This is a genomic window from Chromatiales bacterium 21-64-14, assembly GCA_002255365.1.
Taxonomy (GTDB): domain Bacteria; phylum Pseudomonadota; class Gammaproteobacteria; order 21-64-14; family 21-64-14; genus 21-64-14.
In genome coordinates, this window is sequence record NCBI01000022.1 from 1 (window position 1) to 17,904 (window position 17,904).

Annotated in this window: 14 protein-coding genes; all 14 read left to right on the forward strand. The window is 65.7% G+C overall.

The features are described 5' to 3' along the window. Window positions 1–148 precede the first annotated feature (148 nt). The 14 genes from B7Z66_10590 (at window position 149) to B7Z66_10655 (ending at window position 17,878) form a co-directional block, all read left to right on the forward strand. Window positions 149–2,452, forward strand: coding sequence for a cell division protein FtsK (locus B7Z66_10590; GenBank protein OYV75898.1), 2,304 nt, complete (start codon window positions 149–151; stop codon window positions 2,450–2,452). Further along, the gene (locus B7Z66_10595) at window positions 2,452–3,156 is read left to right on the forward strand and encodes an outer membrane lipoprotein carrier protein LolA (protein OYV75899.1); all 705 of its coding nucleotides are present in this window, start codon (window positions 2,452–2,454) and stop codon (window positions 3,154–3,156) included. The genes B7Z66_10590 and B7Z66_10595 overlap by 1 nt, the downstream gene beginning before the upstream one ends. 43 nt (window positions 3,157–3,199) lie before the next feature. Next, a complete protein-coding gene (locus B7Z66_10600; GenBank protein ID OYV75900.1) occupies window positions 3,200–4,534 on the forward strand; it encodes a recombination factor protein RarA in 1,335 nt (444 codons plus the stop codon). 371 nt (window positions 4,535–4,905) lie between these two features. Next, complete coding sequence (locus B7Z66_10605) at window positions 4,906–5,280, forward strand: camphor resistance protein CrcB (protein OYV75901.1); 375 nt, start codon at window positions 4,906–4,908, stop codon at window positions 5,278–5,280. Next, window positions 5,277–5,588 carry a hypothetical protein gene (locus B7Z66_10610; GenBank protein ID OYV75902.1) on the forward strand — a complete coding sequence of 104 codons (312 nt, stop codon included), beginning with the start codon at window positions 5,277–5,279 and terminating at the stop codon, window positions 5,586–5,588. The genes B7Z66_10605 and B7Z66_10610 overlap by 4 nt, the downstream gene beginning before the upstream one ends. Before the next feature lie 4 nt (window positions 5,589–5,592). Next, a complete protein-coding gene (locus B7Z66_10615; GenBank protein ID OYV75903.1) occupies window positions 5,593–6,876 on the forward strand; it encodes a serine--tRNA ligase in 1,284 nt (427 codons plus the stop codon). Between the two features lie 120 nt (window positions 6,877–6,996). Further along, on the forward strand, window positions 6,997–7,602 hold the full coding sequence (locus tag B7Z66_10620; protein OYV75904.1) for a molybdenum cofactor guanylyltransferase: 606 nt from the start codon (window positions 6,997–6,999) through the stop codon (window positions 7,600–7,602). A gap of 285 nt (window positions 7,603–7,887) precedes the next feature. After that, complete coding sequence (locus tag B7Z66_10625; protein OYV75905.1) at window positions 7,888–8,460, forward strand: hypothetical protein; 573 nt, start codon at window positions 7,888–7,890, stop codon at window positions 8,458–8,460. Between the two features lie 428 nt (window positions 8,461–8,888). Next, the gene (locus tag B7Z66_10630; GenBank protein ID OYV75906.1) at window positions 8,889–10,304 is read left to right on the forward strand and encodes a nitrate ABC transporter; all 1,416 of its coding nucleotides are present in this window, start codon (window positions 8,889–8,891) and stop codon (window positions 10,302–10,304) included. 38 nt (window positions 10,305–10,342) lie between these two features. Beyond that, window positions 10,343–11,233, forward strand: coding sequence for a nitrate ABC transporter, permease protein (locus tag B7Z66_10635; GenBank protein OYV75907.1), 891 nt, complete (start codon window positions 10,343–10,345; stop codon window positions 11,231–11,233). 23 nt (window positions 11,234–11,256) lie between these two features. After that, the gene (locus B7Z66_10640) at window positions 11,257–12,057 is read left to right on the forward strand and encodes a nitrate ABC transporter ATP-binding protein (GenBank protein ID OYV75908.1); all 801 of its coding nucleotides are present in this window, start codon (window positions 11,257–11,259) and stop codon (window positions 12,055–12,057) included. Between the two features lie 20 nt (window positions 12,058–12,077). Next, window positions 12,078–14,513 carry a nitrite reductase large subunit gene (locus B7Z66_10645; protein OYV75909.1) on the forward strand — a complete coding sequence of 812 codons (2,436 nt, stop codon included), beginning with the start codon at window positions 12,078–12,080 and terminating at the stop codon, window positions 14,511–14,513. Next, entirely contained in the window at window positions 14,510–14,926 is a 417-nt protein-coding gene (locus tag B7Z66_10650) for a nitrite reductase (NAD(P)H) small subunit (protein OYV75910.1), read from the forward strand. Before B7Z66_10645 ends, B7Z66_10650 begins: the two co-directional genes overlap by 4 nt. Before the next feature lie 240 nt (window positions 14,927–15,166). Then, a complete protein-coding gene (locus B7Z66_10655) occupies window positions 15,167–17,878 on the forward strand; it encodes a nitrate reductase (protein ID OYV75911.1) in 2,712 nt (903 codons plus the stop codon). Window positions 17,879–17,904: the final 26 nt, after the last annotated feature.

The window sequence follows — 17,904 nt, forward strand, 5'->3', positions numbered from 1 at the left end:
CGTTGGGCTTTAAATGTCCGGCCGAGTTGTTCACTCCGGATGATTTCGACTTCAGGCAGCATCATGCCGCACTTTTTGCACTTGGTCATTGAAACCGCCATGTTTATAATAAGTTAAGAGATTAATCTAACAAATAGGTTTTATTTAATTGGCCCAGGCAACCCGTAAAAAAAGCCCTGCCGCTTCCGTGACCCGCCCGCCCCATCGGGGGTTGCGGGAGGCTATCCTGATCCTGTTGACCGTGGTGGGTGTCTACCTGCTGGTGGCGTTAGCGACCTATAATCCCGCAGATCCCAGCTGGTCACACAGCGGCAGCGCCGGGCCGGTGCGCAACTACGGGGGTGTGGCGGGGGCCTGGTTCGCCGACGTGTTCCTGTCCGGGTTTGGATACTTGGCCTACCTGTTTCCGGTGATGGCGGTCTACAGCGGCTGGCTCGTCTACCAGGACCGCTTGCGCAGCGCAGGGTTCGATGGGCGTCTGTTGCTGCTGCGCTGGGTGGGATTCCTGCTGACGGTGGGCGCCGGGTGCGGACTCGCGACCCTGCACTTCGGGCACACCCCGGTCCCGCTGCCCCTGGACGCGGGCGGGATCCTCGGGGATCTGATTACCCACCTGCTGGTACGGCTGTTCGGCTATCTGGGCGCGAGCTTGTTGTTGCTAGCGTTGTTCCTGGGCGGGGTGACCCTGTTCACGGGCCTTTCCTGGCTTGCGCTGATGGATCGTACTGGGCGCTACCTGCTGGACGGTCTGGATTGGCTCCAGCATCGACTGTCGCGGCTGCGGGCGGAGTGGGCCACCCGGCGCGTGCGCCGGGACCGGGAACGGGAGCGGGATGGGGAGATTCAGCAGGAACGGGCCCAGGTCCACGCCCGCGGCCGGCCCCGCATCGAGCCGGTGGTACCGCGCATCGAACCCAGCCTGCGGGTGGAACGGGAACGCCAAGTCCCCCTGTTTGAAGCCCAGGATTCGGAGTTGCCGCCCCTCGCCCTGCTAGATCCCCCGGAACCCAACCCGGATGGGTATTCCACCGAAGCCCTGGAAGTGATGTCCCGCCAAGTGGAGGGGAAGCTCCGCGACTTTGGGGTGGAGGTGACGGTGGAATCCGTCCACCCGGGGCCGGTGATCACACGGTTTGAGTTGCAGCCGGCTCCCGGGGTGAAGGTCAGTCAGATCAGCAACCTCGCCAAGGACGTGGCCCGGGCCCTGTCGGCGGTGAGCGTACGGGTGGTGGAGGTGATCCCGGGCAAGTCGGTGGTGGGACTGGAGATCCCCAATGAGGCGCGCGAACAGGTGAGTCTCGGGGAGATCCTGCGTTCTGAGGAATATGACCACGCGTCCTCGCCGTTGACCCTGGCCTTGGGCAAGGACATCGGCGGGCGTCCGGTGGTGGCGGATCTGACGCGCATGCCCCACCTGCTGGTGGCGGGTACCACCGGGTCGGGAAAATCCGTGGCCCTAAACGCCATGCTCTTGAGCCTGCTGTACAAGGCGACCGCGCAGCAGGTGCGTCTGATCCTCATCGATCCAAAGATGCTGGAACTCTCGGTCTACGAGGGGGTGCCGCACCTGCTCACGCCGGTGGTCACCGACATGAAGGAGGCGGCCAACGCCTTGCGCTGGTGTGTGGCGGAGATGGAACGCCGCTACCAGCTCATGTCCAAGCTCGGGGTGCGCAACATCGCGGGCTACAACCGCAAGGTCCAGGAAGCCATCGAGCGCAAAGAGCCGATCCCGGACCCGCTGTTCGAGGCGTCCCCGTTGGAAGGCGCGCCGGCCCCGCCGACACTTGAGCCACTGCCTTATATCGTTGTGCTGATCGACGAGTTCGCCGACATGATGATGGTGGTGGGCAAGAAGGTGGAGGAGCTGATCGCGCGCCTCGCCCAGAAGGCGCGCGCCTCCGGTATCCACTTGATCCTTGCCACCCAGCGTCCATCGGTAGACGTGATCACCGGTTTGATCAAGGCCAACATTCCCACCCGGATCGCGTTTCAGGTGTCCTCCAAGGTGGACTCGCGTACGATCCTGGACCAGATGGGTGCCGAGCAGCTCCTGGGGCATGGGGATATGTTGTACCTGCCGCCCGGCACCGGGCTGCCGGTCCGCGTTCATGGTGCCTATGTGGCGGACCATGAAGTGCACAAGGTCGTGGAGCAACTGCGCCGCAAAGGCGCGCCGGAGTACTACGAGGAGATCCTCCAGGATCGGGAGGAGCTCGGCGCCGCTGGCGCCGAGGCGAACGGCGGTGAGCTGGATCCCCTCTACGACCAGGCGGTGCGTATCGTCACCGAGAGTCGCAGGGCGTCGATCTCCGGTGTCCAGCGTCGCCTCAAGATCGGCTACAACCGGGCCGCGCGGATGATCGAGGAAATGGAGCGCACCGGTGTGGTGGGTCCGTTGCAGAGCAACGGCGCGCGGGAAGTGCTGGCGGGATCCCCCCCGGAGGACTGATGCCTGGAACGAAGCGGCCCGCAGTGTGGCCAGTGGTCTTGATGCTTGGAATGGTGTTGACGGCGGGATACGCCGCGGCCGCGGCGCGTCCCGATCCGGCCCACCCGCTGGCCGCGTTCCTGGACGGACTCCAGACCCTGCGAGCAGACTTCGCGCAGTCGGTGGTGGATGACCGCGGGCAAGTCGTGCAGAAGAGCCGCGGAACTCTGTATCTGGAACGCCCTGGGCGCTTCCGTTGGGACTATCAGGAGCCACCGGAACTCATTGTCGCGGACGGCAAACGGTTGTGGTTCTATGACAGCGGGCTGGAGCAGGTGACGGTGCGGCCCTTGGAGCAGGGCTTGGGCGACTTGCCGGTGGCGCTGCTTACCAGCACGCGTTCGGTGGAGACGCGTTTTCACATCCGCGATCTGGGGATTGGTGACGGGCTGCATTGGCTGCGGCTGATTCCGCGCACCAAGGGCAGTGGATTCGACTGGATGCGGCTGGGATTCCGTGGTGATCTGCTGGTACGCATGCAATTGCGCGACAGCTTGGGGCAAACGACCCGCATCGCGTTTACCCAAGTGCAGCGCAATCCAAAGCTCGATCCGAAGCTGTTCCAGTTCACGCCACCGCCTGGGGTGGACGTGATCGGCAACCCGGGTCCCGTTCCGGGCCGGCCCGCGAGTGGCGGAGCACCCAGTTCCACTAATCCCCGGTAACCGGCCGCAGCGCGCCGGCGCCGGATGGTTACCGAATACGCACATGGAAGCGATGCAGGATCGTGCCACAGATCATCGCCCCCTCGCGGACCGGATGCGGCCGCGCAATGTGGGGGAATTCATTGGCCAGGCGCACCTGCTCGGCTGCGGCAAGCCCTTGCGCCGTGCGCTGGATGAGGGGCGTTTGCACTCAATGGTGCTGTGGGGGCCACCCGGCAGCGGCAAGACCACCTTGGCGCGGATCATGGCCGTCACTTGCGACGCGCAGTTCCTGCAACTCTCGGCGGTGCTCTCGGGGGTCAAGGACATCCGCGCGGCGGTGGAGCAGGCACGGGTGGCGCTGGCGGCAGGTGGACGCACGGTGCTGTTCGTGGACGAGGTGCACCGGTTCAATACTGCCCAGCAGGACGCGTTCCTGCCCTATGTCGAGGACGGCACGCTGATCTTCGTGGGTGCCACGACCGAGAATCCGTCCTTCGCCCTGAACAACGCGCTGCTATCGCGGGCCCGCACCTATGTACTGAAGGCACTCACGGTAGAGGACCTGCGACAGGTCGTCGACCAGGCCCTGATGGACGGTGAGCGGGGGCTCGGCGTCCGGTGTTTGGAACTTGCCGCTCCGTTGCGGGACCTGCTCGCCACGGCTGCCGACGGTGATGGCCGCCGGGTCCTGAACCTGTTGGAACTCGCCGCCGACCTGGCGGAGAACCGGGGCGGCGTGGCGCACATCAGCGCGGCGGCGATCCAGGACGTGGTGGCCGGCGGCGTGCGCCGTTTCGACAAGGGTGGCGACGCGTTTTACGATCAGATCTCGGCGTTGCACAAGTCGGTGCGGGGTTCGGCGCCGGACGCCGCCCTCTACTGGCTAGTGCGCATGCTGGACGGGGGTTGCGATCCCCGGTACATTGCCCGCCGGGTGGTGCGCATGGCCTGCGAGGATATCGGCAACGCCGACCCGCGGGCGCTGGCTCTGGCCCTGCAGGCCTGGGATGTCCAGGAACGTCTTGGCAGCCCGGAGGGGGAACTGGCTCTGGGCCAAGCGGTGGTGTATCTGGCCTGCGCGCCGAAGAGCAACGCAGTGTATGCCGCGTTCAACGCGGCGCTGGAGGACGTGCGCCGCGGCGGTTCTCTCGAGGTGCCGGCGCATTTGCGCAACGCGCCCACCGGGCTCATGAAACAGCTCGGGCACGGGAAGGACTACCGCTACGCCCATGACGAGCCCGATGCCTACGCCGTCGGCGAGCAATACTTCCCAGAGGGGCTAGGACAGCGCCGCTACTACCAGCCCGTCCCCCGGGGTCTGGAGATCCGCATCGGCGAGCGCCTCGCGGAACTGCGGGCGCGGGACGGCCGGGCGGGGAAGGGACCGAAAGGTTGACCTGCGTTTCCGGCTTCGCGCTGTCCCGGAGGAAACGCCAGCGCCGTGGTGCTCGGTGGGTATAGGGCCACCAGTGAGTCCGAGCGGGACCCGTTCGCGCCGGGGCCGGCGGGCCGGGTGTAATCCCACCGGCCGGAGGTGCATCGGGCGCGCCGGACTGTTTCCACGGTGCAGGCGGCGCCCTACCACTGGAGCTGTCAGCTGCGTTCATGAATAATATGGGTTTGTGGCGCGCACCGGTGCGCCAGCCCCGGGACCGGCACGGGTGGTGATGGGTCCGGGGGTGGATACCGAACGAGCGGATCAGGAGCGGCGATGCTGTCAATGAAATCTGAACGGGCGACGGGGCCAGACTGGCGGAGGGCGGGGTCATGACCCGGCTGTTGGCTATCGCAGCGGGCGGTGCGGTCGGCGCGCTGCTGCGTTACTGGGTATCGACCGGGATGCACGTGCTGCTCGGCCGCGACTTTCCCTACGGAACCCTGACCGTGAACGTGACCGGATGTCTCGCCATGGGGTTTCTGTCGGTGCTGTTCCTGGAGCGCATGGAGGTCGGCCCGGAGTGGCGCGCGGCGATCCTGATCGGCCTGCTCGGGGCGTTTACCACGTTTTCCACTTTTTCCATAGAGACCTTCAACCTGATCGAGGGTGCCCAGTACTTCAAAGCGGGGCTCAACATGACGTTGAGCCTGGCCGCCTGCATGGTGGCCACCTGGGTGGGCGTGTTGGGAGGACGCACGTTATGAAGACCGTCGAAGTCACCATGGTGCGGATCTACATCACTGAGGGCAACGGCAAGATGGAGCAGCTGCTCAAGCAGCTCCATGACGTCGAGAAGGTGCGCGGCGCCACTGTATATCGCGCCGTTACCGGATTCGGCCAGTCGGGCCGGATGCATTCGTCCACGCTGTTGGACATGTCCTTGGATCTGCCGCTGGTGCTGGAGTTCTTCGACGAGCCGCAGCGCGCGGCCACGATCCAGGAACACCTTGCCACGGTGATCAAACCCGGCCACATGGTGAGTTGGCCGGCGTGGGTCAACGTGGCCCACTAGCGCGATGCTCGATCCCCGCATCCTGCGCAGCGATTCGGAGGGCTGCGCCGCACAGCTCGCACGGCGCGGTTTCCACCTCGACACGGGACGGCTGAATGAGCTGGAAGGGGCACGCAAAGCGCTGCAGTCCCACACTCAGGAGCTGCAGAACCAGCGCAACCGCAGTGCCAAGGCCATCGGTGTGGCGAAGGCGCAGGGGCAGGACGTCGCGCCGTTGTTGGCCGAGGCGAGCGGGCTCGGGGACGAGTTGAAGATCGCGGAGGTGCGGCTGCAACACCTCCAGGCGGAACTCGATGACTTGCTCATGGAAATCCCGAACCTGCCCCACCCCGCGGTACCGGACGGGCGCGACGAAACGGACAACGCGGAGCTGCGCCGCTGGGGCGTACCGCCGCAGTTCCCATTCCCCCCCCGCGACCATGTAGACCTGGGAGCCGGGCTGGGTCTGATGGACTTCGACGCGGCCGCGAAGCTGAGTGGCGCACGGTTCGTGGTCCTGCATGGCCCGCTGGCGCGGCTGCATCGCGCCTTGATCCAGTTCATGCTGGATCTGCACACCGGCGAACATGGTTACCGGGAGGTGTACGTACCCTATCTGGTGAACGCCGAGAGCCTGCGGGGCACCGGGCAACTGCCCAAGTTCGGGGAGGACCTGTTCGCGGTCCAGGGAGACTCCGGCCTCTACTTGATCCCCACCGCCGAGGTGCCGGTGACCAATCTGGCGCGCGACGCGATCCTGCCGGCGGAGGCGCTGCCCTTGCGTTTCGTCTGCCACACGCCGAGTTTTCGCAGCGAGGCAGGCTCCTATGGCAAGGACACGCGCGGCATGATTCGCCAGCACCAGTTCGAGAAGGTGGAGCTGGTACAGATCGTGCCCCCGGGGCAGTCCGATGCGGCTTTGGAACAGCTTACCAACCATGCGGAGGAGGTGCTGCGCCGGTTAGGCCTGGCGTACCGGACCATGGCGTTGTGCAGCGGGGACCTCGGTTTCGCCGCGGCGCGGACCTATGACCTGGAAGTGTGGCTGCCGGGCCAGCAGTGTTACCGCGAGATTTCCTCGTGCAGCGGCTTTGGGGATTTCCAGGCGCGACGTCTGAAGGCGCGCTGGCGCAACCCGGAAACCGGCAAGCCGGAACTCGTGCATACGCTCAACGGGTCCGGTCTCGCCGTGGGCCGTACGCTGGTGGCGGTGCTGGAGAATTACCAGGATGCGGACGGCAGTGTGCGGGTTCCCGAGGTACTCCGGTCCTACATGCAGGGGCTGGAGCGCATCGCGCCAGGGTGCTGAGCGGCGCGGGGTCTTCTCCCATGTGGGGCGCGTGGTGCGACAGCGACCGTCGCGGCGTGTGGATACCCGGCACGTCTGGTACACCGGTCTATCTAAGCCCTTGGGGGATTGCCTCCGGTCATGAACGCCCGCGAACTCACTGGGGTGGTGCTGGCGGGTGGCCGTGGACAGCGCATGGGGGGCGTTGACAAGGGCTTGGTCTCCCTGTGTGGACGGCCCCTCATCGAACACGTGTTGACAGCTCTTGCGCCTCAGGTGGGGGAGGTGTTGATCAGCGCCAACCGCAATCACGCAGCCTACCGGCGTTACGGCTGCCGGGTGGTGGCAGATGTCTGGGAGGGGTATCCGGGACCCTTGGCCGGGATCGCCAGTGCCCTTCAGGCGGCGGCCACCACACATGTGCTGTGCGTGCCCTGTGACGCTCCGGACTTGCCTGCGGACCTTGGCCGGCGCCTGGCCGCGGCCTTGAAGGGCGGTGACCGGGCCGCGGTGGTCCATGACGGGGTGCGGCGGCAACCGCTGTTTGTGCTCCTGGCGCGGGATCTCGAGCTGGACCTGCAACGTTATCTGGGGGAAGGGGGCCGCGCCGCGCGGGACTGGCTTGAGCGCGTAGCGGCGGTGCCGGTGGATTTTTCTCACCAGGCGGATGCGTTCCACAATCTCAACACCCTGGAAGACCTGCGGGGCCTGGAGGTCCAGCTGCGGCGTCACGATCCCGCGGACTGACCGCAACGGCGAATTCCCCGGTGCACCAGGATGTGGCGTGGCGGCGCGCGCGCGCAAGAAACCGGTGCGGCGCGGGCGGGCCCGGGCTTCCGGCGTTGCCGGGTGCCGGTTCCATGCGTCTGATCCGATTGTCGTTCATGGCCGCTACCAGTACGTGGCACGCTGTTTGCTGGGGTGTAGGCTCGAGGACATGCAACACAGGTGGGTGAACCGTGCTGGGCGGGGCCCACGTCCAGGTGGCACGGCGGATCCCCGGTATCGTCACGCAGTGAGGACGGCTGGATCATGCGCGTGCTGTTGGTGGATGAACACTCCCAGCGGGCTGGCACGTTGGAGCAAAGCCTGGAGGCCGCGGGCCACACCGTGGTGGGCCGGGTTGCGCCCGGCGAGGACCTCCTGGACGCCATCCGGCGCCTGGAGCCGGACGTCATCATCATCGATATTGAATCCCCGGACCGCGATACCCTGGAGTCGATGCGCACGATCAGCCGTGACCGCCCGCGCCCCATCGTCATGTTCACCGGGGAACGGGACAGCGCGCGGATCCGCGAGGCGATCCAGGCAGGGGTGAGCGCCTACGTGGTGGATGGAATCGCACCCCACCGGGTGCAGCCGATTCTGGATGCGGCGGTCGCCCGGTTCCGGGAGTTCCAGTCCATGCGCTTGGAACGCGACGAGGCGCGCGACCGTCTCGCTGAACGCAAAGTGGTGGAACGTGCCAAGGGTATCCTGATGAAGCAGCGCGGTGTTGGCGAGGAGGAGGCCTATCAGCTGCTGCGCAAGGCGGCCATGGACCGGAATCTGCGCGTGGCCGAAGTGGCGCGCAGCGTCATCGCCGCGGCGGAACTGCTCGGCTAGCCCGCATTTCACGCCGGTGCTGACCGCACCGGTGCGGCGGTCCGCGTCGGACGCACCGACCGCAGGGTGGCCCCCCGCTGCGTTGGCCGCACGCGTCGCGAAGCCGTGCAGCGGGTACGTCCCGTTGTGCCGAGCGCGGCGGGGCTCACCGCAGGGGAGCGGCGGGTAGGGTGGACTCAGGCTGCGTACTGCGGCGCACCATTTCGGGTCCGGGTCCGCGCCCAGGCACCGCGATGGTGCCGTAGCAGATTGGGCACATCTCTCAACCATCTAATATTTATAAGATAACACTATGGCACGGTAGTTGCTCGTCGAGTATACGAACGCAGTGGACCAACGGTGGACCACTGTCTGGACAAAGGCGTCCTGGTTGGCCCGTAGTGGGCCGCCGGACGCCTTTATTGTTTCTGGACCGCAGAGGTGAACCGATGGATGACGAAGATCGGCGGGCACGGCAATGTCCGGGGCGCCGGGATTTCTTCCGGCGTACTGGCGCGCTGGTGGGCGGCATGGTGCTGGCAGCGGCGACCCCTGGCTGGTTGCGGGGTGCCGCTTACGCGGGTGGCACCGAGGGGCTGGAAAAGACCAAGCTGACCTTCGGGATCATCCCGCTCACCGATTGCGCGCCCATCGTAATCGCCGCGGAGAAGGGCTATTTCAAGAAATTCGGGCTTGATGTCACCGTCTCGCAGGAAGCCTCATGGGCGAACATCCGGGACAAAGTGTCGTTGGGCGTCCTGGATGGTGCGCACATGCTGGGGCCCATGCCGATCGCGGCCACCCTCGGCGTGGGAGCGTTGCGCAAACCGACCATCACCGGCTACATGATGGACCTCAACGGAAACGGCATCACAGTATCCAATGCCTTGTACGAACGGATGCTGGAGGCGGACCCAGAGTCGATGCACGAACGCCCGGTCTCCGCGCGGGCACTAAAGAAGGTCATCGACGCGGATCGCAAAAAGGGCCGCCCGGCGATGACCTTCGCTCAGGTGTTCCCGGTCTCCACGCATAATTACCAGCTCCGTTACTGGATGGCGGCGGCGGGAATCGACCCGGACAACGATGTGCGGCTGATCGTGATCCCCCCGCCCCAGATGGTGGCCAACCTGCGGGCCGGCAACATTGTGGGCTACTGTGTGGGCGAGCCGTGGAACGAACGGGCCGTGAAGGCAGGCCTGGGACGCGCCTTGATCACCAGCTACGAGCTCTGGAACAACAACCCGGAGAAGGTGTTCGGCGTCAATCTGGAATGGGCAGAGAAAAACCCCAATACCCACAAAGCGGCGATCATGGCGATGCTGGAGGCGGCGCGCTGGATGGATCGGCCGGAGAACCGCATGGAGGTGGTCGAGATCATTTCGCGCCGTTCCTATGTCCACGCGCCGGTCGATGTCGTCAAGATGTCCATGACCGGCACGTTCCAATACGCACAGGATGAAAAGCCCAGACCGCTTCCGGATTTCAACGTGTTCTACCGTTATGCCGCAACCTTTCCCTGGCACAGCCACGCCCAGTGGTTCATTTCCCAGATGATCCGCTGGGGGCAAATCACCCAACCCGTCGACATTCGCAAGCTGTCCCAGGAGGTGTATCGCTTGGATCTCTACCGGGAGGCGGCCAAGGAACTGGGGATCGCCTATCCCACCATCGACGCGAAGACCGAGGGCACCCATAGGGCCGACTGGGAACTGGTACAGGCCACCGCGCCGATCACGATGGGCCCGGACCGGTTCTTCGACGGCAAGGTGTTCGACCCGGCCCGGCTGATGGAATACCTAACGAGTTTCAAGGTGCAGCATGCGCAGGTCTCGCCACAAGCGCTGGCCCGGCTCAACCCCTGACCCGGCGCATTGGTCTTGACCCCCAGGAGGGAGTTGCGATGAACGCAGCCGTCAAACCCATCGTCCCGGCACCGGGACCGAAGAGTCCGGTGGCGCTGGCTGCCAGCGACCCGGGACGGGCACCCGCGCCAGCCCCGCGCCGTGGCTTCCCGTGGATGAGGCGTGCCCTGCGCGCCGTGGCGTTGCCCGCCATGACGTTCGCCGTGGTGATCGGTGTGTGGTTGTTCCTCCACGAGCACGTGGCGCCGGGGCTGCCCTCGCCCTTGGCCACTTGGCATCAGGCCATGGAGATCCTCGCCCACCCGTTCTACAGCTCGGGCCCCAACGACAAGGGTATCGGCTGGCAGTTGTTGTACTCCCTGGGGCGGGTAATGGCGGGGTTTGGGCTCGCGGTGCTGGTGGGAGTGCCGGTGGGCTTCCTCATGGGCACGAGTACGAATTTCCATCGTGCATGGAATCCATTGGTGCAGATTCTGCGCCCGGTAAGTCCGTTGGCGTGGCTACCGATCGGGCTCTTGCTGTTCAAGTCCGTGAACCCATCGGCGGTGTTCGTAATCTTTATCACCTGCATCTGGCCAACCCTGCTGAATACCGCTGCGGGGGTCCGCGACGTCCCCCGGGATTATCTGAATGTGGCGCGGGTCCTGAAACTAAACCGCTGGGAGACGGCGCGGCGCATCCTGCTTCCGGCCACGCGTCCCTACATCATCACCGGCATGCGCCTGTCGCTGAGCGTCGCATGGATGGTGATCGTCGCAGCCGAGATGCTTACCGGTGGTGTGGGGATCGGATACTACGTCTGGGACGAGTGGAACAACTTGAACGTCAAGTCGATCATCGTCGCCATCGTCTTGATCGGCGTGGTCGGAATCGCTCTGGAATTAGTGATGGACGTGATCCAGAAACGTTTTGACTACACCCGCCGTTAAGTGGCGCCACGGGAGCGGAACGCGTGAAACACTACTTGAGCCTGGACCACGTAAGCATGGTATTTGACACTGTGCGGGGCCCGTTTCATGCCCTGTCCCGTGTGCAGCTCGGGATCGACCGGGGTCAGTTCGTGAGCATCATCGGACATTCCGGGTGTGGGAAATCCACGGTTCTCAACCTGATCGCGGGCCTGCTGCTGCCCACTCACGGAGGCGTGCTGCTTGATGACCACGAGGTGGCGGGACCGGGACCAGATCGGGCGGTGGTGTTTCAGAACCACTCGTTGCTGCCATGGCTTACGGTGTATGGAAATGTACGCCTTGCCGTGGACAAGGTGTTCGGCCCGACCCGCAACCGCGAAACGCGTCACGACTGGACCCTCCACAACCTAGAGATGGTGAATATGGTCGAGGACCGTGACAAGCACCCCCACGAGATATCCGGGGGTATGAAGCAGCGGGTGGGAATCGCCCGTGCCCTGGCCATGGAGCCCAAGGTGCTGCTGATGGATGAGCCCTTCGGGGCCTTGGACGCGCTCACCCGCGCTCAGTTGCAGGACACGGTGATGGACCTTCACCGCCGGCTTGCCAATACCGTGGTGATGATTACCCACGACGTGGATGAAGCGGTACTGCTCTCGGACCGGGTGGTGATGATGAACAACGGCCCGGCAGCCACGGTGGGTGACGTGCTGGAAATCGGCCTGCCGCGGCCGCGCCGGCGGGTGGAGCTGGCGAGCCACGACGCGTACAACCGGTACCGGGCGGAGATCCTGCGCTTCCTGTATGAATGTCACGATCATCCGGCGGAGGACGCGGCATAGGCTGCGGCAGAGGCATGGCAATGAAGGATAAACTGGTATTGATCGGCAACGGCATGGCCGGGGTGCGTACCCTGGAGGAGTTGCTCAAGCTCGACCCAGACCGCTACGGGATCACGGTGTTCGGCGCCGAGCCCTTCGGTAACTACAACCGGATCCTGCTCTCGCCGGTGTTGGCGGGGGAAAAGACGCTGCAGGATATCCTGCTGAATGACCGCGACTGGTACGAGGAAAACGGCATCACCCTGCGCACCGGCTGCGAGGTTACATTTATCGATCGGCGTCGACGGCGGGTGGTGGGTGCCGATGGCAGCGGGGCGGAGTATGACCGCCTGCTCCTGGCGACGGGATCGGTGCCGTTCGTCCTCCCGGTGCCCGGGCATGACCTGCCGGGGGTAGTCACGTTCCGCGACATCCAGGATGTCGACCGGATGCTGGTGGCGGCGGGCAGTGGCGGGCGCGCGGTGGTGATCGGGGGCGGCTTGCTGGGCCTGGAGGCGGCCAACGGGCTGGCGCGTCAGGGCATGGAGGTTACCGTGGTGCACGTCCTCGATACCCTGATGGAACGCCAGCTGGACCGCCCGGCGGCGGAATTGCTGCGGCGCTCGCTGGAAAGCCGTGGCCTCACGTTCCGGATGGCCGCGCGTACCCAGGCGATCGTTGGCGAGGAGCGGGTGCGCGGGGTGTGCTTCTCCGATGGTCAGGAGCTGGCGGCGGACCTGGTGGTGATGGCGGTGGGGATCCGGCCCAACGTCGAGCTGGCGCAGCAAGCTGGATTGTACTGTGAGCGGGGCGTTGTGGTGAACGATACTATGCAGACCTACGACCCGCGCATCTACGCGGTCGGGGAGTGCGTCCAACACCGCAGCGCAACTTACGGTTTGGTGGCACCGCTGTTCGAGCAGGCCAAGGTATGCGCGAATCACTTGGCGGATCTTGGCTACGCGCGTTACCCGGGTTCGGTGACCGCGACCCGGCTAAAGGTAACCGGGATCGAGCTGTTCTCCGCGGGCGATTACCTAGGAGGCGAGGGCTACGACGAATTGGTGTACCAGGATCCTGGTCATGGGGTCTACAAGAAGCTGGTGGTGAAGGACGACCGTCTGTGTGGCGCGGTGTTATTTGGGGATACGACGGACGCCTCCTGGTATTTCCAACTCATGCGTGAGACCACCGACGTCGACGCGTTTCGTGACCGATTGCTGTTCGGACAGGCGCACCTGGGTGATTCCGGTCACGGTGGGGCGGCCACGGTGGCTGCCATGGCGGATGACGCGGAGGTGTGCGGTTGCAATGGCGTATGTAAGGGCGCGATCGTCCGTGCGATCACTGCCAAGGGCCTGTTTACCCTGGAGGAGGTGCGCGCCCACACCAAGGCCTCCAGTTCCTGTGGGTCCTGCACTGGCATCGTGGAACAACTCCTGGCCCAGGTGCTTGGAGGCGACTATTCGGCGCCCGAGGTCAAGCCACTGTGTCCGTGCACCACCTTCACCCACGAGGACGTGCGTCGGGTGATCCGCGAAAATGCCCTCAAGAGCGTGCCCGAGGTGATCCGTTTTCTGGAGTGGAAGACCCCGGACGGATGCCAGGTATGCCGGCCGGCGCTCAATTATTATCTGCTCTGCGCGTGGCCGGGTGAATACCGGGACGACGGCCAGTCCCGCTTCATCAATGAGCGGGCCCACGCCAATATCCAGCGCGATGGCACCTATTCGGTGGTGCCGCGCATCTGGGGCGGCGTCACTACCCCCGCCGAACTCAAGGCGATCGCGGAAGTGGCGGAGAAGTTTCAGGTACCGACGGTGAAGTTCACCGGCGGACAACGTATCGACCTGCTCGGCGTGAAAAAGGAACAGCTCCCCGCGGTGTGGCGGGATCTGAACCGTGCCGGATTGGTATCCGGCCACGCCTACGGAAAAGCGGTGCGCACAGTGAAGACCTGCGTCGGTTCCGAGTGGTGCTGGTTCGGGACCCAGGTCTCCACTACGCTGGGGATCCGGTTGGAGCGTTTGTGCTGGGGCGCGTGGACTCCCCATAAGGTGAAACTTGGGGTGTCCGGTTGTCCGCGCAACTGCGCCGAGGCCACCATCAAGGACTTCGGGGTGGTGGGAGTGGACTCCGGCTGGGAGATCCACATCGGCGGCAACGGCGGTGTGAAGGTCCGGGCCACGGACCTGCTCGGCCGGGTCAAGACGATGGAGGAAGTGTTGGAGTACGCCAGCGCTTTCCTGCAGCTCTACCGGGAGGAGGCGCGCTACCTGGAACGCACCGCGCCGTGGATCGAACGGGTAGGGCTGGGTTACGTGCGCCAGCGGCTGGTGGAGGACGCCAGGGGGCGTGGCACACTGCATCAACGTTTTCTGGAGTCCCAACAGTATGCTCAGATCGATCCGTGGGCAGAACAGGCGGCCCCGGCGGTCGCACCCGCGGAGTTTGTCCCGGTGGTGCGGGTCGGATGAGCGCCAAGCGCATTGGGGATCACACCGTGAGTACGAATCAACCCATAGAATTAGCTCCGCGCGCGGATCTGCAGGCCCGTACGGAGGGAGATCCCGGCGGCGCATGGATCCTGGTGGCGGTCCTCGCGGCGATCCCGGTACGGGGCGCCCGGGTCGTCGCCACGCCGGAGGGGGATGTGGCCGTGTTCCGGACCTCCGATGACCAAGTATTCGCGGTGCGCGACCGCTGTCCCCACAAAGGCGGGCCGCTGTCCCAGGGCATCGTATTTGGGCACCGCGTGGCGTGTCCCCTGCATAACTGGGTGATTGACCTGGAACAGGGTCAGGCGGTGGCGCCGGATGAGGGGTGCGCAGCGCGCTTCCCGGTGCGTGTAACCGACGGAATGGTGTACTTGGCCCTGCGGGCGTTTTAGCGGGGGTGGAGGCGCTGGGGCTGGGGTCGCGGGAGGACCTCGACCAGCCGTGAAGAGAGGAATTTGGTGGTTCTGAATATTCCACGGGCGACACCGGCTGGCGTCCTGCGGGCACAGCCCACAGGGATGGCGGATCCCGTTTGCCGCGCCCCGGCGTTGCGCCGTGCCCGGCGTGCCTGACCGGGCGTCCAACGGGCTGACGGCGCCCCGGCGCCGAACTTGTCAACGGGCCCCACACCGATGACCAAGCCAGTTCGTACCACTTGTCCATATTGTGGCGTTGGTTGCGGAGTACTGGTTACACCGGAGCCCGGCGGTGGGGTGACGGTGCATGGCGATCCGGATCATCCAGCCAACCAGGGGCGACTATGTTCCAAGGGTGCCGCGCTCGCCGAGACCGTAGGGTTCGAAGAGCGCCTGTTGAGTCCGGAGATCCGCGGCGCGCGGGTCTCCTGGGAGCAGGCTCTAGATCACGTCGCGGACAGGTTCCGGCGCATCATTGATGCCCACGGTCCAGACGCCGTGGCGTTCTACGTCTCCGGTCAGCTCCTTACCGAAGATTACTACGTGGCCAACAAACTGATGAAGGGCTACATCGGGCGTGCCAATATCGACACCAATTCCCGCTTGTGCATGTCCTCCAGCGTCGCCGGGCATCAGCGCGCATTCGGAGCCGACCTGGTCCCGGGCTGCTACGAAGACCTGGACGACGCGGAACTGGTGGTGCTGGTGGGTTCCAACACCGCGTGGTGTCACCCGGTGCTGTACCAGCGGCTGCGAGCGGCGCGCGAGCGCGCTCCCGGCCGCACCCTGGTCGTGGTGGATCCGCGGCGCACGGCGAGTTGTGAACTGGCGGATCTGCATCTGGCGATCCGGCCCGGCACCGACACGGTGCTGTTCAACGGACTACTGGTGTATCTGTTCGACCACGGGCGGGTGGACTACGGCTTTCTCGAGGCCCATGGTGAGGGGTACGCGGCGAGTCTCGAGGCCGCCCGTGCATCGGCGCCCTCCATTCCTGCGGTGGCCCGCGCCTGCGGGGTACCGGAGGCGGAAGTGGCGGATCTCTACCACCGCTACGCACGCACCCCGAAGGCGATGACCCTGTACTCCCAGGGGGTCAACCAGTCCTCCAGCGGCACCGACAAGGTCAACGCCATCATCAATTGTCATCTTGCCACTGGACGTATCGGGCACCCGGGGATGGGCCCGTTCTCCCTGACTGGGCAGCCCAACGCCATGGGTGGCCGCGAGGTCGGGGGGCTCGCGAACCAGCTTGCCGCCCACATGGGCTTCGACCCAAATGAGGTGGACCGCGTGGCGCGGTTCTGGCGTGCGCCACGGGTGGCCAACCGGCCCGGCCTGAAGGCGGTGGAGCTGTTTCACGCGGTCGAGGCCGGGGCCGTGAAGGCGCTGTGGATCATGGCAACCAATCCCGTGGTGAGTCTGCCGGATGCGGACCAGGTGCGGCGGGCGTTGGGCCGTTGCGAGCTGGTGGTACTGTCCGACTGCATCCGCGCGACCGATACCGCCGCTTTTGCTCATGTGCTCCTGCCCGCCAGCGCATGGGGCGAGAAGGACGGCACGGTAACAAACTCGGAGCGGCGTATCTCGCGCCAGCGTCCGTTCCGCGCGTCTCCCGGAGACGCGCGACCCGACTGGTGGATCGTGAGCCAAGTGGCGCGCCGTATGGGCTACGAAGCGGCGTTTCCCTATCGGAACGCCGCCGCGGTGTTTAACGAGCACGCGCGGCTGTCGGGGTTCGAGAACGATGGTCAGCGCGTCTTCGACCTGAGCGGCCTGACGTCCCTGGAGGACGCGGACTACGACGCTCTCGCGCCCGTGCAATGGCCGGTAACCGCCGCCGCGCCCCGAGGCACACCGCGTCTGTTCGGGGATGGGCGTTTCTCTACTCCGTCCGGACGCGGCCGGTTGGTGCCGATAACGCCCCGCCCACCGGCGCGCGCAACCGAATCGACCAGTTATCCCCTGGTGCTCAACACCGGGCGGGTGCGCGATCATTGGCATACGCTCACCCGCACCGGTCTCTCGCCACGGCTCTCCGCCCATACCCCGGAGCCCTACGCGGAACTGCATCCCCGGGACGCGCTGGCGCGCGCGGTCCGGGAGGGCGCCCTGGTTCGGGTCGTCTCGCGTTGGGGTGCAATGCTGGCCCGGGCGCGGATCTCCGACGCCCAACAGCCCGGCTCGGTGTTTGTCCCGATGCACTGGGGGGAGACGTTTGCCCGGGCCGGGCGGGTAGGCGCCGTGGTAAATCCGGACACCGATCCGATCTCCGGGCAACCGGAGTTCAAGCACACCCCGGTGGAGGTGGAGCCTTATGGGGCGGCTTGGTACGGCTTCGTCCTGGCCCGGATCCGGGTCGGGTTCCCGGAGGCCGACTATCGGGTCCGGGTGCGCGCGCGTGGCCACTGGCGCTATGAACTGGCGGGGGCTCGGCCCCCGGACGATTGGGCGGTGTGGGCGCATCATCGGCTCTCCGGAGACTGCGCCACGGGCGAGTGGTTGGAGTACCGCGATGCCAGAAACGGTGTCTACCGGGCCGCTTGGTTGGTGGATGGACGCTTGGAGGCGTGCGGGTTCTTTGGGACGTCCCCGCAACTCCCGCCGCGTGCTTGGTTGACGGAAATCTTCCAGGCCGACATGCTGGATCCGGCCGCGCGCGCCTCCCTCCTGGCAGGGGTCCCCGGCCAGGGGCGTGGTGGAGCGGGGCCCACCGTGTGCTGCTGCCTCCAAGTGGGCCGGGATACCCTGGTGGCAGCGATCCGCAGTCAGGGCTGTACCACGCTGGAGGCCCTCGGAGTAGCCTTGGGGGCAGGCACCCAATGCGGATCCTGCGTGCCGGAGTTACGCGCACTCTTAGCGGAGATCCATGGTAAATCGACGACAATCATCGCGGAACCGGCCGATAGGCAGCCCCCATCCCACTGAATCCACTGCGCTTCGTGCGCCAGTGG